This window comes from Microbacterium sp. PRC9 (assembly GCF_031844125.1).
Lineage (GTDB): Bacteria > Actinomycetota > Actinomycetes > Actinomycetales > Microbacteriaceae > Microbacterium.
On record NZ_JAUZUR010000007.1, the window covers coordinates 156935 to 182100 of the forward strand.

Consider the following 25166-nt stretch of genomic DNA (forward strand, 5'->3'; position numbering starts at 1 on the left):
ACAGCGGCTCCGCGTGGCACTCTGGGCGTCATGGGCCCCAGCGACACCGGAACCATCCCGCACCCTGTGACCGAGGAGCTGCGCGCGACCATCGCCGCAGCAGGCATCACCGAGAGCACCGACCTGGTGGCACGCATCCTCGCGACGGGCATCGGGATGGGGATCGACGACACCGACCGCCTTGACCTCAAGATCACCTCGGCTGCGCTCAGCGAGATGCGCGCCGCGTTCCGGCTGTTCGCGCCGTACCGCGGAATCCCGAAGGTCACGATCTTCGGCTCGGCGCGCACGCTGCCCGAGGACGCCCACTACAGTCAGGCGTCGGACGTGGCCACGGCGCTCGCCGATCGCGGCTGGCTGGTGGTGACCGGTGCGGGGCCGGGCATCATGCAAGCCGCCGCCGAGGGTGCCGGGCCTCACAACTCGCTCGGCGTGTCGATCCGCCTCCCGTTCGAGGAGAAGCCGAACGCGATCGTGGGTGCGAACGCCCGCAACGTGGCGATGAAGTACTTCTTCACGCGCAAGCTCATGCTCGTGAAGGAGTCGAGCGGCTTCGTCTGTGTTCCCGGCGGCTTCGGCACGCTGGACGAGATGTTCGAGCTGCTGACGCTGCAGCAGACCGGCAAGGCCGATCCGACGCCGATCGTCCTGCTCGATGCGCCCGGCGGCACGTTCTGGGCGGGACTGCGCCGATTCGTCGACGATCACCTGATTCCGTCCGGCGTGATCTCGAAGGGCGACTTCGATCGCGTGCTCGTCACCGACTCGGTGACGGCCGCCGTCGACGAGCTCACCGGGTTCTACCGCAACTACGACTCGCTGCGGTGGGTCGGCAAGCGGCTCGTGCTGCGCGTGAAGGCGGAGCCGACGGATGCTGAGGTGGAGGCGCTCAACGCCGCGTTCGGCGACCTCGTCACCGAGGGCGGCATCGAACGGCGCGGACCGCTCGCCGTCGAGATCGAAGACGACGACGAGCTGCAGTGGCCGCGGCTGGTCCTGCGGCTGAACCAGTTCCGCGTGGGCGAGCTGTACCGCCTCATCCGGGCGATCAACACGCTGGAATCCGCACCGGCAGGCTGACGGCGCGCGGTCGCCGCACGGCGGAGGTGCGGCATGCGTCTCGATGAGGCCGTTCTCATGTCCTCGTCGCCGGCCGTTCACCTCCGGTTCGGGCGAGCTTCGCCGCACGCGGCGAGGCTTGCGCCACCCCACGCCAGCCCGTTGCCATGCATGCCGAGAGGACGCTCGTGAGCATCATCGAAGGATTCCGCCGTTCCCTGCCCATGGCAGACCACGCACGAGGCAAGCGCCTCGCCGTGACCTGCCAGTACAAGTGCGCCAACGCGTGCCTGGGCCCCGAGTGCAACTCGTCGCACAACGAGACCTTCCAGGAGGTCGCCGCAGCCGCGCTGTCGCGTCGCGCGCTCCTCGGCCTCGGTGCCGCAGGTGCTGTCGCCGTCGCTGTCGGCGGCCTCCGCGGACAGACGCCGCTGTCCGGCCCGGGCTCGTCGGGTGTCGGGGGAGTGGGCGCCGCGTTCGCGCGGCCCGCGGGCGGCAGCCTCCCGTTCGACCCGATCGCGCCGGTGAACCGTCTGGTCGACGAGTTCACCGTTCCGGCCGGTTACACCTGGCGTCCGATCATCCGGTGGGGCGACCCGCTCTTCTCGAACGCGCCGGGCTTCGACATCAACGCGCAGACACCCGCCGCGCAGGCTGTGCAGTTCGGCTACAACAGCGACTACCTCGACATCGTCGCCGACCCGAGCGGCAAGACCGGTGTGCTCGTGAACAACCACGAGTACGTCAATCCCGAGATCATGTTCCCGCCGACCACCGACGCCGCCGAGCTGCAGCGCCGAGGCGACATCTACAAGGCCGCGCAGGGCATGTCGGTCGTCGAGATCACCCGCAAGCGCACGGGCGAGCCCTGGTCGTACGTCGTCGACGGCAAGCGCAACCGTCGCATCACGGTCGAGACGGTGTTCGAACTGACGGGACCTGCCGCGGGCAGCGACCTCGTGAAGACCGCTGCCGACCCCGAGGGCCGCTGGGTGCATGGCACACTCGGCAACTGCGCCGGCGGGACCACGCCGTGGGGCACGATCCTGTCGGGCGAGGAGAACTTCAACGGCTACTTCGCGTGGGCCGCCGACACCGCCGCGCAGAAGCGCTATCAGTCCTCGTCGTCGACCTCGACGTCGACCGGCTGGGACAAGTACGACCCCCGTTTCGACGCGCACAACGCCGACTACGTCAACGAGCCCAACCGCTTCGGCTACATCGTCGAGATCGACCCGCAGGACCCCACCTCGACCCCGCGCAAGCACACCGCGATGGGCCGCTTCAAGCACGAGGGCGCCAACGTCATCGTCGCCGAGGACGGCCGCGTGGTCGCGTACATGGGCGACGACGAGCGCAACGACTACCTCTACAAGTTCGTCTCGAAGAACAAGATCTCGGGCTCGCGCAAGAAGAACCTGCAGCTGCTGAGCGAGGGCGACCTGTACGTCGCCAAGTTCGCGGGCAACTCGCCGGCGAACCAGATCACCGGAACCGGCGCCTTGCCGGCCGACGGCAGGTTCGACGGCTCGGGCACCTGGATCCCGCTCACACAGAACGGCGAGAGCGTCGTCCCCGGATTCACGACGGAGCAGGTGCTCGTCTACACGCGTCTGGCGGCGGATGCCGTGGGCGCGACCAAGATGGACCGTCCGGAGGATGTCGAGCCCAGCCCCAAGACGGGCAAGGTGTACCTGGCGCTCACGAACAACTCGTCGCGATCGGTGGCGACGCTCGATGAGGCGAACCCCGTCACCGGGAACCGCTATGGCCACGTGGTCGAGCTGACCGAGACGGCCGGGCAGTCGGGCACCACGTTCGGCTGGAGCATCCTGCTCCTCTGCGGCGACCCCGCCGTCTTCGGCAACTCCTACTTCGCCGGCTTCCCCAAGGAGCTCGTGTCGCCGATCTCGTGCCCTGACAACGTCGCGTTCGACTCGGCCGGCAACCTCTGGATCTCGACCGACGGCGCACCGAGCACGATCGGCTACAACGACGGCCTGTTCCTCGTGCCGCTCGAGGGCGCCGAGCGGGGCCACGTTCAGCAGTTCCTGTCGGTGCCGCGCGAGGCCGAGACCTGCGGTCCCGTCATCCACGACAAGGACGGCCTGGTGTTCGTCGCCGTGCAGCACCCGGGTGAGGGCGGCACGTTCGCCGCGCCGACGTCCCTCTTCCCGGATTACGGCTCGGCGGCGGCGGGCGCCGTCGCCACCGCGCCTCGCCCGTCGGTGGTGCAGGTCTACCGCGCGTGAGTTCAGACGCCGGATCGAGACGCCGCCCCGCCTTCGTCAGGCGGGGCGGCGTCCTCGTCGTGGCGTCACGACTCCGGGTTGGGATCGCCGAGGATCCACGGCGGTCCCAACGGGACGACGCGGCGCCCGATGGTCCGCCAGTAGAACTTCTCGACGAGCATGTAGGCCGCGAGCGCAGAGGCCACCATCAGCAGGATCGAGCCGGTGATCGCGAGACCCTCCGTCGCGGTGAACGCCGCGACCGACTGGAGCCCCAGCCCGAGCGAAACGCTCAGCAGCGTGATCGGCAGCACGGAGTTGTGCACCGCGCCCGCGGGCGTGAAGAGCAGCGCCAGGATCGCGAACACGAGCGAGAAGAGCCCACGCGCCTGGGCGGTCACCTCGAAAAAGCCGAGCTCCTCACCGAGGAGGAATCCCGGGACCACGATCCAGTACCAGCCGAAGGCGTTGTACACGATGAAGTGGAAGTTGTCGCCCGCGAAGTACGACAGCATTCCCGCGGTCACCTGCACCACGCCGCCGAAGACGGCGCCCACCCAGAACACGGGCGCGTCGTCCTGAAGGCCGAGATGCGCGAGCTGGGCCGTGACGGTGGCGATCACGAAGCCCAGCAGGCCGATGAGCCCGGGGTCCGCGACGCGCAGCCCGCTTCCGCGGGGAGCGGGGAGGGCGTCGGTGATCGCGATGTTCGTCGTGCCGTCGGTCATGCCCGTGCCCCCTGTGGATCGCCACTGCCGCCTGAGTCGTGCACGGCCAGTATGGCGGATCCCAGGGGAACGGGCCGGCGTCCGCGCCGGTCAGCGGTGTGGCGGCCGGCGCAGGGCGAACCTCAACAGCTGACCCTGCCGTGCGACATGGTGTCGTCGGGCGTGTCCTTCGTCACGAGCGCCTTGAGCATGCCCGCCGCGGTGACGAGCTTGCCGTGCCGGGGCTCCCAGAACTCGCACTCGACGGGCGTCACCCGCAGCAGCACGATGCCCGGCGTCTCGAGTCCGTTCTCGAACCAGATGTCGAGGCTGGGGGAGTACAGCTCCTTCATCTTCGCCGCATCGCGCACCACCTGTGCCCGGCCGGCGACGGAGACATACCGATGGCCTTTGGCATCGAGGTACGACAGTCCTACGTCGTGCTGCGGATCCGCCTGGCTCTCCGACACCTTCGCCGTGTCGGCGAGCGTGAAGAACCAGATGTCGCCCTTCCCGTCCATCTGCCGTGTGCTCATCGGCCGGCTGACCAGATTCCCCCGAGAATCGCGAGTGGTCAGCATGGTGAAGTCGATGTCCTCGACGAGTTCCTTGACCCGCGCGATCGCTTCCGGGCCGGTGACGAGATCTTCCTTTGTGTGCGTCATGCGTCCAGGCTCGATCGGGCGGTCGGCGGACGCCAGGCCATTGACATGAGGGATGCGGGCGCATAGCCCCGTCGCACCGTCCGGTCACATCTGCGCGAAGCGGGCGCGGGCGATGGTGAAGGCTGCGTAGGCGAAGAAGCCGATGCCGATGGTCCAGGCGAGCGCGGGACCCAGCGGCAGCCCCAGAATCGCGTCGATGGCACCGTCGAGGCTGCCCGCAGCCTCGGCGTCGGTGACGAGCGCTGCGACGCTGACGAGGACGCCGAGGGCCGTCAGGGCGACCCCTTTCGCAACGAATCCCACGATTCCGAGCACGGTGACCCACCGTCCCACGGTGCCGTCCGGAATCCGCATGCGCGCGCGGAAGCTGCGCCTCGCGCCCATGATCACGAAGACGACGCCGGCGATCCCGATCGCGAGGCCGATGACCGCCAGGACGATCGAGCCGCCGGGACTGCGGAGCAACTCGCGGCTGGCGTCCTCCGCTGTCTTGTCGGCGTTCGGTCGGGCGCCGATCGCCACCGCCGCCGAGATCAGACCGAACGCGAGGAAGACGACGGCCTGCCCCCATTCGGCAAGCCGGCGCCCCCACTTCCGAGCGGCGCCCTTCGTGTCGCCCGACCGATCTCGCGCCAGAAGTCCCTCTGCGGCGTGCCACCCTCCGAGCGCGCACAGTCCGATCGCGATGAGCCACAGCATGACGAAGCCCGCGGGTGCACCCGCCACGGCCTTCAGCGCGCCCACTTGGTCGCCCTCGCCCTTTCCGCCCGCGGCGATCACGAGCACGATGACGCCGATCAGCGCGTGGATGATCGCGTTGGCGACGTAGCCGGCGCGCGCCAGCACCTCGAAGACGGAGTTCGACTCCGCCTCGCGGGCGAGTCGCTTCGCGCCCGTCTTCACCTCGTCCCGTGTCCCCATCCCCCTCACGCTAACTGCCGGTGACACGGCGAGCAGGGGCTTGACGCAGCTCAGGCAGGGGGAGCCCGCGGAGGGGCACGGCCAGCCGGCCCCCGCCGAGATCACGGGCACGCGATCTATCATGGGGCGGATGATCCGCGAGGACCACAGGCCACCGGCGACCGGCTGGAGCGTCGTACCTCGCCTGGTGCGTGGAGCTCCCCCCGTCGTGCTGGTCGTCGTGGGCGCGCTCTCGCTCCTGGTCGGGCTGCTCATCGTGACACGACCGCTCACGTCCCTCGTGCTGCTGACCGTGTACGTGGGCCTCAGCGCCGTCTTCTCCGGCCTTGCGCGCATCATCGCCGCGCCCGAGACGCCGCTGTGGTCCCGAATGGTGTTCGGCGGCCTGTGGATCGCGCTGGGGCTGGCGGTGCTCTTCGGTCTCGGCCGCACGCTCGAGCTGCTGCCCGAGATCATCGCGGTGCTCCTCGTGCTGGGCGGCCTTGCGTCCATCTACGACGCGGTGTCGCGGGGCAGCGTGAGCCAGCGCGTGCTCGCCGGTGTCTGGGGTGGAACCCAGATCGCGTTCGGCGTGCTGTCGTACGCATGGCCCGACGTCACCGTCCTCCTCGTGGCGGTGATCTTCGGTGTCCGCACGGTCGTGTTCGGCGCCACCCTCCTGGTCCGCGCGGTGCGCGCCTTCGTGGAGGGAAGGCGTTCCGTTCCGGGGACAGGGCTGCCCGCAGCATCCGTTCCGGAATCCACGACGCGTCGCCGCCGCGCCCGCGCCGCGTGGCTGGCCGTGGGGCGTTACGCGCTCTCGGCGCTGCTGGTGGTGCTCGCGGTCGGCGGGTGGTGGGCGAACTCGTGGTTCGAGGACGGCGCCCAGGTGGTGGACGCGTTCTACGACCCGCCGGTGATCGTGCCGTACGACCACGGGCGCCTGATACGCAGCGACGACTTCTCCGGGCAGAAGCCCGCCGGCGCCGACGTCCGCCGCATCCTCTACACGACCCGCGACGCCAACGGCCAGCCGGCGGTGGCCAGCGCACTGGTCATCGTGCCGCAGGACCCGCCCCCTGGCCCGCGACCGGTCGTCGTGTGGAATCACGGCACCACCGGCGTCGCCCGCGGGTGCGCGCCGAGCCTGCGCGATGCGTCGGCGACGAAGTGGGCGATCCCCGGACTCGACCAGGCGATCGCGAACGGCTGGGTCGTCGTGGCCTCCGACTACTCGGGACAGGGGGCTCCCGGCGTGTTCCCGTACCTGATCGGCCGGGGCGAGGCACGCTCGTCGCTCGACGCCGTCATCGCCGCGCGCGAGCTCGACGGCGTCACGCTGTCGAGCCGGACCGTGGTCTGGGGGCACTCCCAGGGCGGACACGCCGCCCTCTGGACCTCGCAGATCGCCGACGACTACGCGCCCGATCTGGATGTGCGGGGCACGGCCCTGCTCGCACCGGCCGCAGAGCCGGTCGCGCTCGCCGAGGAGCTCACCAGCGGCGACGCGAACGCCCTGCTGTCGATCCTCATCTCGTGGGTGCTCGTGCCCTACGCCGACACCTACGACGATGTCGACCTCACCCGCTACATCGCTCCGGGCTCCGAAGCGATCGTCCGCGAGATGACGCAGCGGTGCCCGTCCGAGCCCGGCGTGATCGTGTCTGTCGCGACCGCGCTCGGCGTCTCGGAGGACCGCCCGCTCTACGTCGGCGACCTCACTGCCGGCGCGCTCGGCCGCCGCCTCGAGGACAACACGCCGACGGGTCCGTGGACGCAGCCGATCCTCGTCGCGTGGGGGGACCAGGACGAGGTCATCCCGCCCCACCTGCAGCGCGAGTTCGTCGACCGGCTGTGTGCGGACGGGAATCAGGTGCGCAGCCTCGAATACCGCGGCTATGACCATCTGCGCACGCTGCTTCCCGGATCGCATTTCGTCCCCGTGCTCATCGAGTGGACGGATGCCCGCTTCCGCCACTCCGACACCCACGTCGACGACTGCGCCAGGTGAGGGGGAGGAGGGCGCCGGCCGCTCTGCAGGGCGTGGAGCCGACTCGCAGAACCGTCGGACGCGGCATCCGGTAATGTTGGAGGGTTCCGGCGCGCGTCGACGTGCTGGTGAGAGCTGAATACGGAGGCCACTGTGGACATCGATCTCGGACTGCTGCGGACTGTCGAGCGCGAGAAGGAGATCCCCTTCGACGAGCTCGTGCGCATCATCGAACAGGCGATCCTGACCGCCTACGCCAAGCACACCTCGCCCACGGGCGAGCTGCCGGAGGGCGCGCGCGCGGAGCTGGACCGCAAGACCGGTCACGTGGCCGTGTTCATCCCCCTGCTCGACGACGAGGGCGCGGTCGTGGGCGAGGAGGAGTCGACTCCCGAGGACTTCGGCCGCATCGCCGCGTTCGCCGCGAAGCAGGTCATCAGCCAGCGTCTGCGCGACATCGCCGACGACGCAGTGCTGGGGGAGTTCCGCGGCAAGGAGGGCGACATCGTCGCCGGCATCGTGCAGCAGGGCCCGAACCCCCGCATGGTGCACGTCGACCTCGGCAGCGTCGAGGCGATCCTGCCCCCCGAGGAGCAGGTGCCCGGCGAGGACTACGCGCACGGCGCGCGTCTGCGCGTCTACGTCACGTCCGTCGCGAAGGGCACCAAGGGTCCGCAGATCACCGTCTCGCGCACGCACCCGGGGCTCGTCCGCAAGCTGTTCGCGCTCGAGGTCCCCGAGATCCCCGCGGGTCTGGTCGAGATCGTCTCGCTCGCCCGCGAGGCCGGCCACCGCACCAAGATCGCGGTGAAGGCGAACGACCCGTCGATCAACGCGAAGGGCGCCTGCATCGGCGAGCTCGGCCGCCGTGTGCGCGCCGTCACCGAAGAGCTCGGCGGCGAGAAGATCGACATCGTCGACTACGACCCGGAGCTCGCCAAGTTCGTCGCGAACGCGCTGTCGCCCGCGAAGGTCACGTCGAGCTTCATCCTGGATGCCTCGAACAAGGCTGTGCGCGCGCTCGTGCCCGACTACCAGCTGTCGCTCGCGATCGGCAAGGAGGGCCAGAACGCCCGCCTCGCCGCCAAGCTCACGGGCGCGAAGATCGACATCCAGCCGGACTCGATCCTCGAGGAGGGCTGACCCGCGGCGCTGGCTCCCAGCCCCGGGGTGTAAGATGGACGCTGTACGAACGTGCGTCGGATGCCGCACGCGTGCTCTCCGGACCACTCTCCTCAGGGTGGTCTCCATCGATTCCCACCTCGTCGTCGACGAGCGTGCATCGATGCCCGGAAGAGGCGCGTGGGTGCACGAGACGCCGGAGTGCGTGGATGCCGCCATTCGGCGCCGCGCCTTCGTGCGGGCATTGCGTGTGTCAGGCCCGCTTGACACGCAGACCATCGAAGAGCACATCCAGCGAAAAGGCTGAACGGCTATGGAAACAAAGTGAACGGCTCGAAATGAGACCCGTCCGCCAATAACGGTCTGCCCTGTCTGGGTGGACCCAGACAGGAGAATTTGTGGCTGCCAAACCACGCGTGCACGAGATCGCTTCCGAGCTCGGCGTCGACAGCAAGGTCGCGCTCGAGAAGCTGAAGGCGCTCGGCGAATACGTCAAGAGCCCCTCGTCCACCATCGAACCCCCCGTAGCGCGGAAGCTCCGTGCTGCGCTCGAAGCCGACGGCGCGGCCAAGTCCGCTGATGCGGCGCCCGCTGCGGCGAAGCCCGCGGCTGCGGCACCCGCCGCCCCTGCGGCGAAGCCCGGCGCGCCCGCGGGTCGTCCCGGCCCGGCTGCGAAGCCCGGTCCGGCGCGTCCTGCCGCTCCGGCTGCCCCCGCGGCTCCGGCCGCGAAGGCCGCTCCGGCCGAGGCTGCCCCCGCGGCTCCCGCCGCGAAGGCCCCCGCGGCACCGGCTCCCGCCACGCCGGCGGCCAAGGCTGCTCCCGCCGCCAAGGCTCCGGAGGCCCCGGCCGCGCCCGGCGCCCCCAAGCCCGGCCCCGCCGCCGCGACTCCCCAGCCGCCGCGTCCGGGTGGCACCCCGCGTCCCGGCAACAACCCCTTCGCGTCCTCGCAGGGCATGGGCCAGCGTCCCGCCGGCCCGCGTCCGGGCAACAACCCCTTCGCGTCGGCGCAGGGCATGGGCCAGCGCCCGAGCCCCGGCAACATCCCGCGTCCCCAGGCTCCGCGCCCGGGTGCTCCCCGCCCCGGCGCTCCGCGTCCGGGTGGTGCGGGTCGCCCCGGTGGCGGCGGTCGTCCCGGCGCTCCGTTCCAGCAGCGTCCCGGCGGCCCCGGTCGTCCCGGCGGTGCCGGCGGCGGCTTCCAGCGTCCCGGCGGCGCGCCCGGTGCGGGCGCACCCGGCGGCTTCGCCGGTCGTCCCGGCGGTGGCGGCGGTCGTGGCCGTGGCCCCGGCGGTGGCACCGCAGGTGCCTTCGGCAAGGGCGGCGGCAAGTCGAAGCAGCGCAAGTCGCGTCGGGCGAAGCGCCAAGAGTTCGAGATGCGGTCGGCGCCGGTCGTCGGCGGCGTCAACGTCTCGAAGGGCAACGGCGAGATCATCCGCCTGCGTCGCGGCGCATCGATCGCCGACTTCGCCGACAAGCTCGAGGCGCTGCGCGGCTACACCGTGCAGCCCGGCACGCTCGTGACGATCCTCTTCAACCTCGGCGAGATGGCCACGGCCACCGAGTCGCTGGACGAGGCGACGTTCGAGGTGCTCGGCGCCGAGCTCGGCTACAAGATCCAGATGGTCTCGCCCGAGGACGAGGACAAGGAGCTCCTCGAGGGCTTCGGTCTCGACCTCGAGGCCGAGCTGGAGGCGGAGAACGAGGAAGACCTCGAGATCCGGCCTCCGGTCGTGACCGTCATGGGTCACGTCGACCACGGTAAGACGCGACTGCTCGACGCCATCCGCCAGACCAACGTGGTCGCGGGCGAGGCCGGCGGCATCACGCAGCACATCGGTGCGTACCAGGTCTGGACCGAGCACGAGGGCATCGAGCGTGCGATCACCTTCATCGACACCCCGGGTCACGAGGCGTTCACCGCCATGCGTGCCCGTGGTGCGCAGGTGACCGACCTCGCGATCCTCGTGGTCGCGGCCGACGACGGCATCATGCCGCAGACGGTTGAGGCCCTGAACCACGCGCAGGCGGCGAACGTCCCGATCGTGGTCGCGGTGAACAAGGTCGACAAGCCCGACGCCAACCCGGCCAAGGTGCGTCAGCAGCTCACCGAGTACGGCCTGGTCGCAGAGGAGTACGGCGGCGACGTCATGTTCGTGGATGTGTCGGCCCGCCAGGGCACCGGCATCCAGGAGCTCCTCGACGCGGTGCTGCTGACCGCCGATGCGGGTCTGGACCTCACGGCCAACCCGAACAAGGACGCGCGCGGTGTCGCGATCGAGGCCAAGCTCGACAAGGGTCGCGGTTCGGTCGCCACGGTGCTCATCCAGTCCGGAACGCTGCGCGTCGGCGACGCGATCGTCGCGGGCACGGCTTACGGCCGCGTCCGTGCCATGGCGGACGAGAACGGCGACCCGGTCCTCGAGGCCTACCCGTCGCGTCCGGTGCAGGTGCAGGGTCTCAACTCGGTGCCGCGAGCCGGCGACACGTTCATCGTGACCGAGGAGGACCGCACGGCCCGCCAGATCGCCGAGAAGCGTGAAGCGGCCGAGCGCAACGCCCAGCTGGCCAAGGCCCGCAAGCGCATCTCGCTCGAGGACTTCACCCGTGCACTCGAAGAGGGCAAGGTCGAGTCGCTCAACCTCATCATCAAGGGTGACGTGTCGGGTGCCGTCGAGGCGCTCGAGGAGTCGCTCCTCAAGATCGAGGTCGACGATTCGGTGCAGCTGCGCATCATCCACCGCGGTGTCGGTGCGATCACCGAGTCCGACATCAACCTGGCGACGATCGACAACGCGATCGTCATCGGCTTCAACGTCCGTCCCGACACGAAGGCGCGCGAGCGCGCCGCCCGCGAGGGTGTGGATGTCCGGTTCTACTCGGTCATCTACAACGCGATCGACGACGTCGAGCAGTCGCTCAAGGGCCTGCTCAAGCCGGAGTACGAAGAGGTCCAGTCGGGTGTGGCCGAGATCCGCGAGGTGTTCCGCTCCTCGAAGTTCGGCAACATCGCCGGTGTCATCGTCCGCTCGGGCACGATCACGCGCAACGCCAAGGCGCGCGTCATCCGCGACGGCGTGGTGCTGGCCGACGGCCTGGCGATCGAGTCGCTGCGCCGCTTCAAGGACGACGTCACCGAGGTCCGCACGGACTTCGAGTGCGGTATCGGCCTCGGCAAGTACAACGACATCCAGGTGGGCGACGAGATCGAGACCACCGAGATGGTCGAGAAGCCCCGCGCGTAAGAGCAATTCCGGTCGTTGAGCGAGCAGCGAAGCGACGAGACGAAACGCCCTGACGATGTTCAGGGCGTTTCGACTCGCTTCGCTCGCTCAACGATCGGGGACAAGGAGCAATCATGTCTTCTGAACGTCAGGCCCGTCTGGGCGACCGCATCCGCGTGATCCTGGCCGAGAGGCTCGAGAAGGGTCTGCGCGACCCGCGCCTGGGCTTCGTCACCATCACCGACGTCCGCGTCACGGGTGACCTGCAGCACGCGTCGGTGTTCTACACCGTGCTCGGCTCCGCCGAGGAGCGCGAGGATTCCGCCAAGGCCCTCAAGGCGGCGACCGGGATGCTGCGCTCCGAGGTGGGCAAGCACCTCAACGTGCGCCTCACCCCGTCGCTCGAGTTCATCCCCGACGCGATCCCCGAGAACGCCGGGCACATCGCCGACCTGCTCCGTGAGGCGCAGGAGCGGGATGCGGCGGTCGCGGGCCTTGCGGCCTCGGCCACGTACGCCGGCGACGCCGACCCGTACCTCAAGCCGCGCGAACTAGACGACGACGAGTAAGCGCACCACAAACGCACGCGGAACGCCGCGACCGACTACCTCGGTCGCGGCGTTCCGCGTACCCGGGCAGATTCGATCAGAGGGGGAGGCGCAGCATCCCGTCGGATGCCTCGGCGAGCCCGTCGCCGATGAGTGAGTCGATGGCGCGGTCGCGCTGCAGCGCGTCAGGCCAGTCCGGCACGACGTCGGCGAGCGGCACCGCGTGGGTCGCGGCATCCCTCAGCGTCTTCAGCACCGCGCCGCGCGCCTGCCGGTCGCTGCCCTCGTACCGCGCCTGCTTGCGTCGCTCGTCGCCGGTGTCGGGCCGGCCGGCGGCGAGCCAGGCGCAGCGGTCGCTGAGGGGGCACACGTCGCAGCGCAGGACGCGAGCGGTGCAGACCGTCGCACCGAGCTCCATCGCCGCCGCGTTCACGGCGGCGGCTGCGGTGAGGTCCGGGGGCAGGATCTCCTCCATCGCCGCGAGGTCGCGCCGCGAGGGCCGCCCGGGCTGCGACCTGCCGTCGATGGCGCGCGCAAGCACTCTTCGCGTGTTCGTGTCGACGACGGGATGCCGGTCGCCGTACGCGAAGACCGCCACGGCCCGAGCGGTGTAGTCGCCGATGCCGGTCAGCGCGAGCAGCGCGTCCACGTCGCGCGGGACGACGCCGTCGTGCCGGTCGCGGATCTCCACCGCCGCACGGTGCAGCCACAGGGCCCGCCGAGGATAGCCCAGGTTCGCCCACTGGCGCACCGCGTCGGCGGGGGCGGCCGCGGCCAGATCTCTCGGCGTCGGCCATCGCGTGAGCCACGCCTCGAGAAGGGGGATGACGCGGTTCACCGGCGTCTGCTGCAGCATGAACTCGCTCACGAGCACGCCCCACGCCCCGAATCCGGGCCGCCGCCACGGCAGGTCGCGCGCGTTCTGGCGGTACCACTCGACCAGGGGAGCGGCGAGGTCGGGCATGCCTTCCAGCCTAAGTGGCGCCTCACATCGTCGGAGATCTGCACGACCGAGGAGCAATGCGCGCGCGCAGGTTGCCTCGTGTGTGCGGATCTCCTCGGATCTGCGGACAGAGGGCACCATGTGCCGCGCCGTAGGCTGGAGGCATGCGCCTGCCCGTCACTCCGACAACGACGCTGTGGCGCGATCTGCGCGACCGTGTGCGGCGGCGGTACCCCGCCGGCCGCGTGATCGTGGCGATCGACGGGCTCGATGGCGCGGGCAAGACGGTGTTCGCCGACGGTCTCGCCGAGGTCTTCGCCGAGACCGGCGACGCCGTGTTCCGCGCGGGGATCGACGGCTTCCATCGTCCCCGGGCCGAGCGGTACCTGCGCGGGCGACGCAGCCCGGAAGGCTTCTACCAGGACTCGTACGACTACGCCACGTTCCGCCGCGTGCTCATCGACCCGTTCCGCGACGGCGCGCAGACCGCCGCCACGACCGGTTTCCAGCTCGCCGCGTTCGACGTCGCGCGCGACGCGCCGGTCGAGTCGCAGTGGGTCACCGCTCCGCTCGACGCGGTGCTCGTCGTCGACGGCATCTTCCTCAACCGTCCCGAACTGCAGGACCTGTGGGACTGGTCGGTGTGGCTCGATGTCCCCGTCGGCGTCGCCTACGGCCGCATGGCGCTCCGAGACGGCTCGGATCCGGATCCCGAGGCGCCCTCGAACGCGCGCTACCGGCAGGGGCAGGAGATCTACCTGAACGAGGCGCACCCGCGGGCCGCAGCATCCGTCATCGTCGACAACACCGACCTCGCACACCCCCGGATCGTGGGGCGCAGCTGATGGCGGCACCCGGAATCCTGCTGGTCGACAAGCCCGGCGGCATCACCTCGCACGACGTCGTCGCGCGCGCGCGACGCGCACTCGGCACGCGCAAGATCGGCCATGCCGGCACGCTCGACCCGATGGCGACGGGCCTGCTCGTCCTGGGCGTCGAGGGCGCGACGCGGCTGCTGACCTTCGTGGTCGGGCTCGACAAGACGTACGAGGCGACCATCCGGCTCGGTGTCGCGACCGACACCGACGACGCTGAGGGCCAGACGCTGTCGACGACGGATGCCTCGTCCCTCGACTCCGCCGAGATCGCCGCCGGCATCGCCGCACTGACCGGCCGCATCTCGCAGGTGCCCAGCACCTACTCGGCGATCAAGGTCGACGGGCGCCGCGCCTACGACCTCGCGAGGGCGGGAGAGGACGTGCAGCTCAAAGCCCGCGAGGTCACCGTGTCGCGGTTCGACGTGCTCGCCGAGCGCCGCTCTCCGACAGGCTCAGGGGTCGAGGCAGTCGTCGACCTCGACGTCGTCGTGGACTGCTCGAGCGGCACCTACATCCGCTCGCTCGCGCGCGACCTCGGCACTGCGCTCGGCGTCGGCGGCCATCTCACGGCGCTGCGCCGCACCCGCATCGGCCCCTTCGACGTCGCGGACGCCGCCGATGTCGACGCGCTGGCCGACGCGCCGCTCCTCGGCCCCGCGGCCGCGGCCACCGCTGTCCTCGGCAGGTTCGACGTCACCACGGATGAGGCGCGCGACCTCCGCCACGGCAAGCGACTGCTGGGCGCCGCAGAGCGGCTGCCCGCGAATCCGACCGCCGCGATCGATCCGGAGGGTGTGCTCGTCGGCATCGTCGAGCGCCGCGGCGCCGACGTGAAGAGCGCGATGAACATGCCCGAGGAGGCCGCCCGATGATCCTGTGGTTCACGATCGCGCAGGTCGCCGTCGCCGTCGCTGCCGGGCTGTTCTGCGTGATCGCCGGCCTCGCAGGTCGTCGGCCCAGCGACTGGACGGTCGGCTCGCTGGCGCTCGTCGAACTGCTGCTGCTGGTGCAGGTCGTGATCGCGATCGTCGCGCCGCTCACGGGCAATCCGCCGTCGGGGAGCCTGCTCGAGTTCTGGGTCTATCTCGTGTCGGCGGTGCTGCTGCCGTTCGCCGCCGTCGCGTGGGCGCTCCTCGAGCGCAGCCGCTGGAGCACGGTGATCATGGGCATCGCCGCCCTGTCGATCGCGGTCATGGTGTGGCGCATGTACGTCATCTGGACCGTCCAGGTGGCCTGAGAAGCCGCGGCCCCGGCGACAAGAACTAAACTCGTCTGGTTATGTCGACCACACCCGCTCGCCCCCGCATGACCGGCATCGGCCGCGTGCTCGTGATCGTCTACGCGATCATGGCCCTCGGCGCCACCGGTCGGTCCTTCGTGCAGATCGTCGAGCGTTTCGACGAAGCACCGGTCGCCTACACGCTGTCGGCGCTCTCCGCGGTCGTCTACATCGTCGCGACGCTCGCCCTGATCTTCGCCGGCCGCCGCGGCTGGTATGTCGTGGCGTGGGTGGCGATCGTGTTCGAGCTCGTCGGAGTACTGGTCATCGGAACGCTGAGCCTCGTCATGCCGGAGCTCTTCGCCCACCCGACGGTGTGGTCGTGGTTCGGCATGGGCTACCTGTTCGTCCCGCTCGTGCTGCCGTTCCTCGGCATCTGGTGGCTCGCGACGCACCACCCCGCGGCCGAGGTGCACACCCCCGCACCCGCGGCGGTCGCCTCGTGATCGTCTTCCGCGATCCGAGTGAGGTGCCCGCGGGCTTCGGCCCCTCCGTCGTCGCGATCGGCAAGTTCGACGGCGTGCACTCGGGGCATCGCGCGGTCATCGACCGGGCGCGGGTGGATGCTGCCGCCTCCGGTGCGCGCGTCGTCGCGGTGACGTTCGACCGCAACCCGCTGGCGCTCCTGCGCCCCGAGATCTGCCCCGACAGCCTGGTGGGCGTGGAGCAGAAGCTCCGTCTGCTGGCGGACGCCGGCGTCGACGCGACGCTCATGCTCACGTTCGATCGCGCGCTCGCGGACCTGAGCGCACGCGAGTTCGTCGAGCACGTGCTCGTGGGCGCCCTCGGCGTGCGGATCGTGATGGTCGGCGCGGACTTCCGATTCGGCCGCGGCGGCGCCGGAAACCCCGAGCTGCTGCGCGAACTCGGACCCGAGTTCGGCTTCGAGGTCGACGTCGTCGACGACGTGCGCGCCATCGACGCCGGCCGCCGCGTCTCGTCGACATGGGTGCGCGAACTGCTCGACACCGGCGACGTCGCCGGCGCGACGCGTCTGCTCGGTCGCCCTCACTCCGTGCGCGGCGAAGTCGTCCACGGACTCAAGCGCGGACGTGAGCTCGGCTTCCCGACCGCGAACCTCTCGGCCGACCTCGAGGGGTTCGTGCCCGCCGAGGGCGTCTACGCGGGATGGCTGGTGGACGAGGGGATGCCTCGTGCCGGGGCGTCCGAGCCGCGCAGCAGCGTGCGGTATCCGGCGGCGATCAGCATCGGAACGAACCCCACTTTCGACGATGTGACAGTCCGCCAGGTCGAGGCGTACGTGCTCGACGAGACCGACCTCGACCTCTACGGACACATCGTCGAGATCGAGTTCGTGTCGCGGGTCCGGGGGATGGTCGCGTTCGAGGGGATCGAGCCGCTCATCGCGCAGATGGGCGACGACATCGTGCGGGTGCGGCGCCAACTGGCCTGACGCGCCGGGCCGTGGCATCCGTCCGTTCGCCGGTGCCTTCCTCGACCCGTAGACCGGCGCACCCGCTCGCCCCTACGATCGAGGCGTGCACGCGCTGGACCTGCTGGCGGCCGCCGGTGCCGCTGATTCCCCCAACCTGTGGGGTGCGCTGGGGTGCGCGGTCGCGTACTCCGCCTCGCTGCTGGCGACCCTCGACGCGTTCGCGGATCTCATCCTCGCGCGCGGCGACTCGCCGGCAGGGCGGCTGACACCGGGCATCGGCATGAAGTTCGCGTCGAAGCTCATCGCGGCCGCGATCGCGGTCGTGTCGGCGGCCATCGTTCTGGCGCTCGATGACAACTGGTTCGCGTTCACGACGCTGTCGATCGCGTTCGTCGTGGTCGTGGGGATCGGCGTCTTCGTCCTGCTGCGGCACGCGAAGGTCACCGCCGCGCCGCCGGCGTCGACGGGCGGTGGAGGCATCCGTCCCGCCTCTTGATCCTGAGCATCGTGCTCATGTGAGCAAAGTTTGTTCAGATGTTGGCGACCGGCCGCGGACTGTGTCAGCCTGGAGAAGACGACGGAAGGAGGACCGTGGACGCCGTCGACGAACTTCTCTCGATCCGCGCGGCCGAGCTCTATTACGAGGAGAACCTCACGCAGGAGGAGATCGGCCGCAATCTCCAGATCACGCGCTGGAAGGTCGGGCGCCTGCTCACCCAGGCGAAGGACGAGGGCTTCGTCCGCATCGAGATCCTCCACTCCCGCGCGCGCCGTCCGCAGCTGGAGCGGCGCCTCCGCGAGGAGCGCGGGCTGGCCGACGCCGTCGTGGTCTCGCGCGCGGGCGTCCGCAGCGAGGACGAGCTCCAGCAGCGGGTCGCCCAGGCGGCCGCCGACCACCTCACCGGCCTCCGGCCGAGCCCACGCGTGCTCGGCGTCAGCTGGGGGCGCACCCTCTCCGACATCGCACACCACCTGCGCGACGGCTGGTCGCAGGCCACCGACGTCGTGCAGATCAACGGCGGCGTCAGCATGAGTCAGCGTCCCGGCACCGCGGCGGCGACCGCAGTCAGCATCGCTCAGAAGGGCGGGGGCACGGCGGCGCTGCTGCCGAGTCCCGCGATCCTCGAGCAGCGGGCGACGAAGGAGGCCATCGAGGCCGACCGTGTCGTGGCCCGAGTGCTCGACGCCGCGCGCTCGGCGAACGCGTACCTGTTCAGCGCGGGCGCCGCCGACCACGGCTCCGTCCATGTCGACAGCGGCTACCTCACGACGCCCGACATCGATCGACTCGTCGCGGCCGGCGCCGTCGGCGACGTCGTGGGGCGGTACATCGACGCCGGCGGACGCATCGTCGACGCTGATCTCGATGCCCGCACGGTCGGCCTCTCGCTCGACGATCTGCGCCGTGCCGACATCGCGATCGCCGCGATCGCCGGGGCGCCCAAACGCGCGATCGCTTCCGCAGTGGTGGCGTCCGGGCTGTGCACCGTGCTCATCACCGACGAATCCACGGCGCAGCACCTGCTCGACGGGTGAGCTTCGGCGTCAGCATCCCATCTCTCGACCCCAACGAAAGCCAGGTCATGACATGTCAGGCACCTCCATCGTGACGCTGCCCGAGAGGGCCGTCGAGCTGCTCGGGGGGCAGCCCGACGACACGACACTGCGGCGCTACCTCCACGGGCTCCCGGGCGTCGACGCCGTCGGGCTCGAGCAGCGCGCCGGGGATCTCGGCACCCGCTCCATCAAGACGACGTCGAAGGCGTGGGCGCTCGACAAGATCATCGAGCTGATCGACCTCACCACGCTCGAGGGCGCCGACACGCCCGGCAAGGTGCGCTCGCTCGTCGCGAAGGCGCTGAATCCGGATGCCTCCGACCCGACCTGTCCCCGCGTGGCGGCCGTGTGCGTGTACGGCGACATGGTGCCCTACGCCGTCGAGGCGCTGGGCGCCGCGCACGGAGACCCCGACGACGGGGAAGTGAGTGTGGCCGCCGTCGCCACGGCGTTCCCGAGCGGCCGCGCGTCGCTCGAGATCAAGCTGGCCGACACCGCGGAGGCGGTCGCCCACGGCGCCGACGAGATCGACATGGTCATCGACCGCGGGGCGTTCCTCGCCGGCCGCTACGGTCTCGTGTTCGATCAGATCGCGCGCGTCAAGCAGGCCTGCCGCCGCGAGGACGGCACGTACGCGTCGCTCAAGGTGATCCTCGAGACCGGCGAGCTCACCACCTACGACAACATCAAGCGCGCATCGTGGCTGGCGATCCTCGCCGGCGGCGATTTCATCAAGACGTCGACCGGAAAGGTGCAGCCGGCGGCGACGCTGCCGACGACCCTCCTCATGCTGGAGGTCGTGCGCGACTGGTACCGGGCCACCGGCGAGAAGGTCGGTGTGAAGCCGGCCGGCGGCATCCGCACGTCGAAGGACGCCATCAAGTACCTCGTCACCGTCGCCGAGATCGCCGGCGAGGAGTGGCTGCAGCCGCACCTCTTCCGGTACGGGGCATCCAGCCTCCTCAACGACGTGCTCCTGCAGCGGCAGAAGCTGAAGACCGGGCACTACGCCGGCGCCGACTACGTGACCATCGACTGAACCGGGAAGAAGACATGAGTTTCCTCGAGTACGCACCGGCGCCCGAGTCCCGCGCCATCCTGAATCTGCGCGATGAGTACGGGCTGTTCATCGACGGCGACTTCCGCGCAGGATCGGGCGAGTCGTTCGTCACGATCTCGCCCGCCGACGAGAAGCACATCGCCACCATCGCCACGGCGAACGAAGCGGATGTCGACGCCGCCGTCGCCGCCGCGCGCCGCGCCTACGACAAGACGTGGTCGAAGATGAGCGGGCGTGACCGCGGCAAGTACCTGTTCCGCATCGCGCGCCTCGTCCAGGAGCGGGCACGCGAGCTCGCCGTCGCGGAGAGCCTCGACAACGGAAAGCCGATCAAGGAGAGCCGCGACGTCGACGTGCCGCTGGTGGCCGCCTGGTTCTTCTACTACGCCGGCTGGGCGGACAAGCTCGACTACGCGGGCCTGGGCTCGGACCCGAAGCCCCTCGGCGTCGCCGGCCAGGTGATCCCCTGGAACTTCCCGCTGCTGATGCTCGCGTGGAAGATCGCCCCGGCGCTCGCGGCCGGCAACACGGTCGTGCTCAAGCCCGCCGAGACGACGCCGCTCACCGCGCTCCTGTTCGCCGAGATCCTGCAGCAGGCCGACCTTCCGCCGGGCGTCGTCAACATCGTGACGGGCGCCGGCGCGACCGGGGCCGCTCTGGTGCGGCATCCGGGCATCGACAAGGTGGCCTTCACGGGATCCACCGCCGTCGGCCGGGAGATCGCCAAGGCCGTCGCCGGCACCGACAAGAAGGTGACGCTCGAGCTCGGCGGCAAGGCCGCGAACATCATCTTCGAGGACGCGCCGATCGAGCAGGCCATCGACGGCATCGTCACGGGGATCTTCTTCAATCAGGGTCAGGTGTGCTGCGCAGGCAGCCGACTCGTGGTGCAGGAGTCGATCCACGACGAGGTCGTCGACCGGCTCAAGGCGCGCCTGTCGACGCTGCGTCTCGGCGACCCGCTCGACAAGAACACCGACATCGGTGCGATCAACTCGCTCGAGCAGCTCAATCGCGTGCGCGAGCTGTCTCGCATCGGCGACGAGGAGGGTGCCGAGCGCTGGACGGCCGACTGCGTGATCCCCGACAAGGGCTTCTGGTTCGCGCCGACCATCTTCACGAACGTGCAGTCGAGCCACCGCATCGCGCGCGACGAGATCTTCGGTCCCGTGCTGTCGGTGCTGACCTTCCGCACGCCCGACGAAGCGATCGCGAAGGCGAACAACACGCCCTACGGACTGTCTGCGGGCGTGTGGACCGAGAAGGGGTCGCGCATCCTCGCGGTCGCCGACAAGCTGCGCGCGGGCGTCGTCTGGGCGAACACGTTCAACCGGTTCGACCCGTCGTCGCCGTTCGGCGGCTACAAGGAGTCCGGCTACGGCCGCGAGGGAGGCCGCCACGGACTCGCCGCGTACCTCAAGGGAGCCTCGGCCGGCGATGCCGCGCGTCGCGTCGAAGCCGGCCGTTCGAAGAAGGAGGTCTCGGCATGAGCAAGCGACTGACCGTTCCCAAGACGTACAAGCTCTACATCGGCGGCGCCTTCCCGCGCAGCGAATCGGGCCGCACGTACGAGGTGGCGACGCCGAAGGGCGACTTCCTCGCGAACGCCGCGCTCGCCTCCCGCAAGGACGCTCGGGATGCCGTCGTCTCGGCCCGCGGCGCCGTGAAGGGCTGGTCGGGCGCCACCGCGTACAACCGCGGTCAGGTCCTCTACCGCGTCGCCGAGATCCTCGAGGGTCGTCGGGCGCAGTTCGTGGACGAGATCGTGCAGCAGACGGGCGTCTCTGCCGCGGTCGCCGCAGCCGAGGTCGACGAGTCGATCGATCGCTGGGTCTGGTACGCCGGCTGGTGCGACAAGTTCGGCCAGGTCGCCGGCAACGGCAACCCCGTCGCCGGTCCGTACTTCAACATCTCGGTGCCCGAGCCGACCGGGGTCGTGGGCGTCATCGCCCCGCAGGACACGGCTCTCGTCGGTCTCGTGTCGGCCATCGCGCCCGCGCTCGTGACCGGCAACTCGGTCGTCGTGGTGGCGTCGCAGCGCTACCCGCTGTCGGCGATCTCCCTCGCCGAGGTGCTGGCGACGAGCGACGTGCCCGGGGGAGTCGTGAATGTGCTCACCGGCTCACCCGCCGAGATCGCGCCGTGGCTCGCGTCGCACCCCGATGTGCACGCGCTCGACCTCGTCGGCGCCGGCGACCTCGACTGGATCGACCTCCAGATCGCCGCGGCCGAGACGCTGACGCGCGTGCTCCCTCCCGAGAGCGGAACGGATGCTGCGGCCCCGAGCCTCGCTCGCATCACCGCGTTCACCGAGACCAAGACCGTCTGGCACCCGAAGAGCCTGGTGTAACGGCGCGGGACGGCCGACGACGGGAGCGGGACGGATGCCTCGGGCCGAGGCATCCGTCCCGCTCCGTCGTGCCATCCGGCCGCGGGCGGTGCCCGTCCGCTCGCAGAATCGGATCCGCACGTGCGGACGCTGTGCGTGACACGCCGGTCGGCACAGCCCGGAAGCGGCGTGTCGGCCCGTCCGTCCGCAGGAGCGGATCCGCGGTTGCGTACGCGCGGATCAGTGCGTCGGACGCCGAGGCGCCGCCTAGATGAGTTGGAGGCCGCCCCACTGGCCGGGCTCGCGCAGCTCGCCGTAGTGCACGTCGACGTCGTCGACCGACACCGAGGCGACGCACGCCAGAAGTGACAGGGTGGGGTAGCCGAGCGGGCGGTTGTCGCGGATGATGGCGCCGTCGTCGGTGGGCGCGAGCTCGGCCGAGCGCTCGAGGACGTCGACCCACGGCATCCACCATCGTCCGTCCACGGCAGGCTCCGTAGCCCGGAACTCGCCCAGCCACCGGGCGATGCGGGGTGTGCCGCTGTCGTCGACGTCGTCGTGGGCGATCATGTGCGTGCCGGGCTCGAGCTCGGTCGCCCGGAGGGTGATGCCGTCCCACGTGAGCACGCGGGCCTGCGGTCCATCGACCTCCACGAGGTTGAACCCGTGAGTCCGTGGTTCGCCGGCGGGGGAGCGGCCGGCCACCGCGTCGAGCACGATGCCGCCGCGCGAGACGAGCTCGGATTCGGGGCGCGTCGACTCGTCTGCGCGGTTGAGGAGCACCGCGAGGCGGCCGGCCGCCGGATCGGCCGCGAGCCAGGCGCCGCCCGCGCGCACATCGCGCACGCCGACGACGCCGTCGTGCGCCTCGGGCCACCAGCGGCCGAGCGGGTTCCACGGCCGTTCGGGGTCCTCGTCGCGGATCGCGAGCACGCGCGTGGGTTCGTCCGGCGACTCGGGGACGCGGATCACGACGGTGCACATTGCGGCGCTCCTCGGGTGGGTCGTACGGCCGGTGGGCCGGGTGTTCGGGCAGTCGTGCCAAGATCGGAGGGTGTTCGTCGTGGTCGGGGTCACCGGTGGCATCGCCGCCTACAAGACGGTTCAGCTCGTGCGCCTGCTCGTCAAGGACGGGCACGAGGTCCACGTCGTTCCCACGGAGGACGCGCTGCGCTTCGTGGGGATGCCGACCTGGGAGGCGATCAGCCGCCACCCCGTGACGACCTCCGTCCACGACGACGTCGCACGCGTTCGTCACGTCGCGCTCGGCCAGGCGGCCGACCTCGTGATCGTGGCGCCCGCGACGGCGAACACGCTGGCGAAGATGACCGCGGGGCTCGCGGACGACCTCCTCGGAACGACCCTACTCGCCACCACGGCACCGGTCGTCGTTGCCCCGGCCATGCATACCGAGATGTGGCGGCACCCCTCGACGGTCCACAACATGGCGGTGCTGCGCGAGCGCGGCGTCATCGTGGTCGGCCCGGAGGACGGCGAGCTCACCGGCGGGGACAGCGGACCGGGACGGATGTCGGAGCCCGAGGTCATCGTCGCCGCCGCGCTCGCCGCAGCCGAGGGCGGCGCCGGCGACCTGCGCGGACTGCGGGTCGTCGTGAGCGCCGGCGGCACCCGCGAGCCGATCGATCCCGTCCGCTACATCGGCAATCGCTCCAGCGGACGGCAGGGCGTCGCCGTCGCGCTGTCGGCGGCAGAGCGTGGAGCCGACGTCGTGCTCGTCGCCGCCCACGTCGACGACGGGGTGCTGGCCGCGGCATCCGCTCGTCCGGGTCTGCGGGTGGTGCGCGCGGGCACCGCGGCGGAGCTCGGCGAGGCCGTTGCGGCGGAGGCCGGAGGGGCCGACGTCATCGTGATGGCGGCCGCCGTCGCCGACTACCGCGTGGCCGAGGTGTCGCCGCTCAAGCGCTCCAAGGAGTCGGCTCCGGTCGGCGGCATCACGCTCGACCTGATCGAGAACGACGACATCCTCGCGGGGCTCGTCCGGCGCAGGCGCGAGGGTCAGACGATCGTCGGATTCGCGGCCGAGACGCCAGGCGACGGCGAGACCCTCCTCGACCGAGGGCGCCGCAAGGCAGCGCGCAAGGGAGCCGATCTGCTCGCGGTGAACGAGGTGGGCTGGTCGAAGGGATTCGAGGCGGCCGATAACGCCGTCACGATCATCGGCGCCGACGGCGAGGTCATCGGTGCCCGGCGGGGGACCAAAGAAGACGTCGCCGAGGCCCTCTGGGACGCGATCCGCATGGTGCGTGAAAGCCAAGCCAAAACAAAGTAACGAATAAGTAACGGCGCATGTAGAGTGGTCCGAACCACGTCGACGATGACGTGGGGTACGACCCCCGGAGGACATGCCCGATGCCCTACTCCGCGGCATCCGATCGCGCCCGCGACCGGATCCACGCTCTGTCCGTCATGTGCGTCCTCGCGGTCGCGAGTCTGGTGATCGCCTTTCTCGGCGCCACTCCTGCGCGCGTGAGTTCGCGCGAGCTGATGGGGGACGAGCGGACGCCGGGAGAAGCCGCGTTCATCGCCAGTCATCGCGGGGGAGCGGCGACGGCGCCCGAGAACACGCTGCCCGCCATCACCGCCGCGCTCGCCGCCGGGTTCGACTACGTCGAGGTCGACGTCGCGCTCACCGCCGACCGGCAGCCGGTGCTCATGCACGACAAGACGGTCGATCGCACCACCGACGGTCACGGGCGTCTCGCCTCCCTCAGCCTGGCCGAGGTGAAGGCCCTCGACGCCGGCGCCTGGTTCGACCGCGGCTTCACCGGCACCCCGGTCCCCACCTTCGTGGAGTTCCTCGACGCGCTCGTCGCCGCCGACGGGCGCGCGATCGTGGAGCTGAAGGGCGAATGGGATGCCGCGGCCGTCGACGCGGCGGTCGCCGATGTCGCCGCGCGCGGCCTCGAGCGCCGCATCGTCTTCGCGAGCTTCGATGCGCGGACGCTCGCGCTCGCCGCGGCCGGGTCGGACGTGCTGTCGCGGCTGCTCATCCTGAAGCAGCTCCCGTCGGACGTCGTGAGCGCGGTCGCCGAGGCCGGAGCGCGCGGTGTCGTCGTGAACCGCAAGGCGGTGCTCGCGCGGCCGGGCATCGTCGATGAGCTGCACGCCGCGGGTGCGCGCGTGGTCGTCTACACCCTCAACGACGACTCCCAGTGGGACGAGGTCACGGCCCTCGGCGTCGACGGCATCGTCACCGACGACCCGCACACGCTGTCGGAGTGGCAGAGCGCCTACGCCGGCCCGTGACGGCTGTGCTCGCGCGC

General features: G+C 70.6%; 24 protein-coding genes. 19 read left to right on the top strand and 5 right to left on the bottom strand.

From position 1 onward, the window contains the following. Positions 1–30 precede the first annotated feature (30 nt). Together Q9R33_RS16615 and Q9R33_RS16620 are read left to right on the top strand one after the other, a co-directional pair. Positions 31–1080, top strand: coding sequence for a TIGR00730 family Rossman fold protein (locus Q9R33_RS16615; RefSeq protein ID WP_056370223.1), 1050 nt, complete (start codon positions 31–33; stop codon positions 1078–1080). Positions 1081–1283: 203 nt separating this feature from the next. Beyond that, entirely contained in the window at positions 1284–3311 is a 2028-nt protein-coding gene (locus tag Q9R33_RS16620) for a PhoX family phosphatase (protein WP_311294516.1), read from the top strand. Positions 3312–3376: 65 nt separating this feature from the next. On the opposite strand, the gene Q9R33_RS16625 is transcribed toward Q9R33_RS16620, so the two are convergent. The 3 genes from Q9R33_RS16625 to Q9R33_RS16635 all read right to left on the bottom strand — a co-directional run bounded on the left by Q9R33_RS16625 (position 3377) and on the right by Q9R33_RS16635 (position 5583). After that, positions 3377–4018, bottom strand: a complete 642-nt coding sequence (locus tag Q9R33_RS16625) for a GPR1/FUN34/YaaH family transporter (RefSeq protein ID WP_310248315.1) — start codon at positions 4016–4018, stop codon at positions 3377–3379. A 122-nt stretch (positions 4019–4140) separates the two neighbouring features. Further along, the gene (locus Q9R33_RS16630) at positions 4141–4662 is read right to left on the bottom strand and encodes a pyridoxamine 5'-phosphate oxidase family protein (protein ID WP_311294442.1); all 522 of its coding nucleotides are present in this window, start codon (positions 4660–4662) and stop codon (positions 4141–4143) included. Between the two features lie 84 nt (positions 4663–4746). After that, positions 4747–5583 carry a DUF1206 domain-containing protein gene (locus tag Q9R33_RS16635; protein WP_056370219.1) on the bottom strand — a complete coding sequence of 279 codons (837 nt, stop codon included), beginning with the start codon at positions 5581–5583 and terminating at the stop codon, positions 4747–4749. Between the two features lie 130 nt (positions 5584–5713). Here Q9R33_RS16635 and Q9R33_RS16640 point away from each other — a divergent pair, with 130 nt between their 5' ends. The 5 genes from Q9R33_RS16640 (at position 5714) to rbfA (ending at position 12461) form a co-directional block, all read left to right on the top strand. Beyond that, positions 5714–7573: a lipase family protein gene (locus Q9R33_RS16640; RefSeq protein ID WP_082497079.1), complete on the top strand. Its 1860-nt coding sequence runs from the start codon at positions 5714–5716 to the stop codon at positions 7571–7573. 132 nt (positions 7574–7705) lie between these two features. Continuing rightward, a complete protein-coding gene (nusA, locus tag Q9R33_RS16645) occupies positions 7706–8695 on the top strand; it encodes a transcription termination factor NusA (protein ID WP_056370215.1) in 990 nt (329 codons plus the stop codon). Positions 8696–8729: 34 nt separating this feature from the next. Beyond that, on the top strand, positions 8730–8981 hold the full coding sequence (locus tag Q9R33_RS16650) for a YlxR family protein (RefSeq protein ID WP_082497078.1): 252 nt from the start codon (positions 8730–8732) through the stop codon (positions 8979–8981). 91 nt (positions 8982–9072) lie between these two features. Beyond that, entirely contained in the window at positions 9073–11913 is a 2841-nt protein-coding gene (gene infB, locus Q9R33_RS16655) for a translation initiation factor IF-2 (protein ID WP_311294443.1), read from the top strand. Between the two features lie 113 nt (positions 11914–12026). Beyond that, on the top strand, positions 12027–12461 hold the full coding sequence (gene rbfA, locus Q9R33_RS16660; protein WP_056370212.1) for a 30S ribosome-binding factor RbfA: 435 nt from the start codon (positions 12027–12029) through the stop codon (positions 12459–12461). 76 nt (positions 12462–12537) lie between these two features. Here rbfA and Q9R33_RS16665 read toward each other — a convergent pair whose 3' ends face one another. Beyond that, positions 12538–13404 (bottom strand): A/G-specific adenine glycosylase, encoded by an 867-nt coding sequence (locus tag Q9R33_RS16665; RefSeq protein WP_311294444.1) that lies wholly within the window; start codon positions 13402–13404, stop codon positions 12538–12540. A gap of 143 nt (positions 13405–13547) precedes the next feature. Here Q9R33_RS16665 and Q9R33_RS16670 point away from each other — a divergent pair, with 143 nt between their 5' ends. The 10 genes from Q9R33_RS16670 (at position 13548) to Q9R33_RS16715 (ending at position 21903) form a co-directional block, all read left to right on the top strand. Next, entirely contained in the window at positions 13548–14228 is a 681-nt protein-coding gene (locus tag Q9R33_RS16670; protein ID WP_311294445.1) for a uridine kinase, read from the top strand. Beyond that, positions 14228–15133, top strand: coding sequence for a tRNA pseudouridine(55) synthase TruB (gene truB, locus Q9R33_RS16675; RefSeq protein ID WP_311294446.1), 906 nt, complete (start codon positions 14228–14230; stop codon positions 15131–15133). Before Q9R33_RS16670 ends, truB begins: the two co-directional genes overlap by 1 nt. After that, a complete protein-coding gene (locus Q9R33_RS16680) occupies positions 15130–15498 on the top strand; it encodes a hypothetical protein (RefSeq protein ID WP_045296346.1) in 369 nt (122 codons plus the stop codon). The genes truB and Q9R33_RS16680 overlap by 4 nt, the downstream gene beginning before the upstream one ends. 68 nt (positions 15499–15566) lie before the next feature. Beyond that, positions 15567–15986, top strand: coding sequence for a hypothetical protein (locus tag Q9R33_RS16685; protein ID WP_310248606.1), 420 nt, complete (start codon positions 15567–15569; stop codon positions 15984–15986). Beyond that, positions 15983–16954 carry a bifunctional riboflavin kinase/FAD synthetase gene (locus tag Q9R33_RS16690; RefSeq protein WP_056370199.1) on the top strand — a complete coding sequence of 324 codons (972 nt, stop codon included), beginning with the start codon at positions 15983–15985 and terminating at the stop codon, positions 16952–16954. The genes Q9R33_RS16685 and Q9R33_RS16690 overlap by 4 nt, the downstream gene beginning before the upstream one ends. 85 nt (positions 16955–17039) lie before the next feature. Then, positions 17040–17432 carry a hypothetical protein gene (locus Q9R33_RS16695; protein ID WP_056370196.1) on the top strand — a complete coding sequence of 131 codons (393 nt, stop codon included), beginning with the start codon at positions 17040–17042 and terminating at the stop codon, positions 17430–17432. A gap of 95 nt (positions 17433–17527) precedes the next feature. After that, complete coding sequence (locus tag Q9R33_RS16700) at positions 17528–18472, top strand: sugar-binding domain-containing protein (protein ID WP_311294447.1); 945 nt, start codon at positions 17528–17530, stop codon at positions 18470–18472. A 52-nt stretch (positions 18473–18524) separates the two neighbouring features. Continuing rightward, positions 18525–19532: a deoxyribose-phosphate aldolase gene (gene deoC / locus Q9R33_RS16705; protein ID WP_311294448.1), complete on the top strand. Its 1008-nt coding sequence runs from the start codon at positions 18525–18527 to the stop codon at positions 19530–19532. 14 nt (positions 19533–19546) lie between these two features. Further along, positions 19547–21043: an aldehyde dehydrogenase family protein gene (locus Q9R33_RS16710; protein WP_311294449.1), complete on the top strand. Its 1497-nt coding sequence runs from the start codon at positions 19547–19549 to the stop codon at positions 21041–21043. Beyond that, complete coding sequence (locus Q9R33_RS16715) at positions 21040–21903, top strand: aldehyde dehydrogenase family protein (protein ID WP_310248275.1); 864 nt, start codon at positions 21040–21042, stop codon at positions 21901–21903. The genes Q9R33_RS16710 and Q9R33_RS16715 overlap by 4 nt, the downstream gene beginning before the upstream one ends. A 246-nt stretch (positions 21904–22149) precedes the next feature. On the opposite strand, the gene Q9R33_RS16720 is transcribed toward Q9R33_RS16715, so the two are convergent. After that, positions 22150–22866, bottom strand: coding sequence for an NRDE family protein (locus tag Q9R33_RS16720; RefSeq protein ID WP_311294450.1), 717 nt, complete (start codon positions 22864–22866; stop codon positions 22150–22152). 70 nt (positions 22867–22936) lie between these two features. Here Q9R33_RS16720 and coaBC point away from each other — a divergent pair, with 70 nt between their 5' ends. Further along, entirely contained in the window at positions 22937–24172 is a 1236-nt protein-coding gene (gene coaBC, locus Q9R33_RS16725; RefSeq protein WP_311294451.1) for a bifunctional phosphopantothenoylcysteine decarboxylase/phosphopantothenate--cysteine ligase CoaBC, read from the top strand. An 80-nt stretch (positions 24173–24252) separates the two neighbouring features. Beyond that, a complete protein-coding gene (locus Q9R33_RS16730) occupies positions 24253–25149 on the top strand; it encodes a glycerophosphodiester phosphodiesterase family protein (RefSeq protein ID WP_311294452.1) in 897 nt (298 codons plus the stop codon). Positions 25150–25166: the final 17 nt, after the last annotated feature.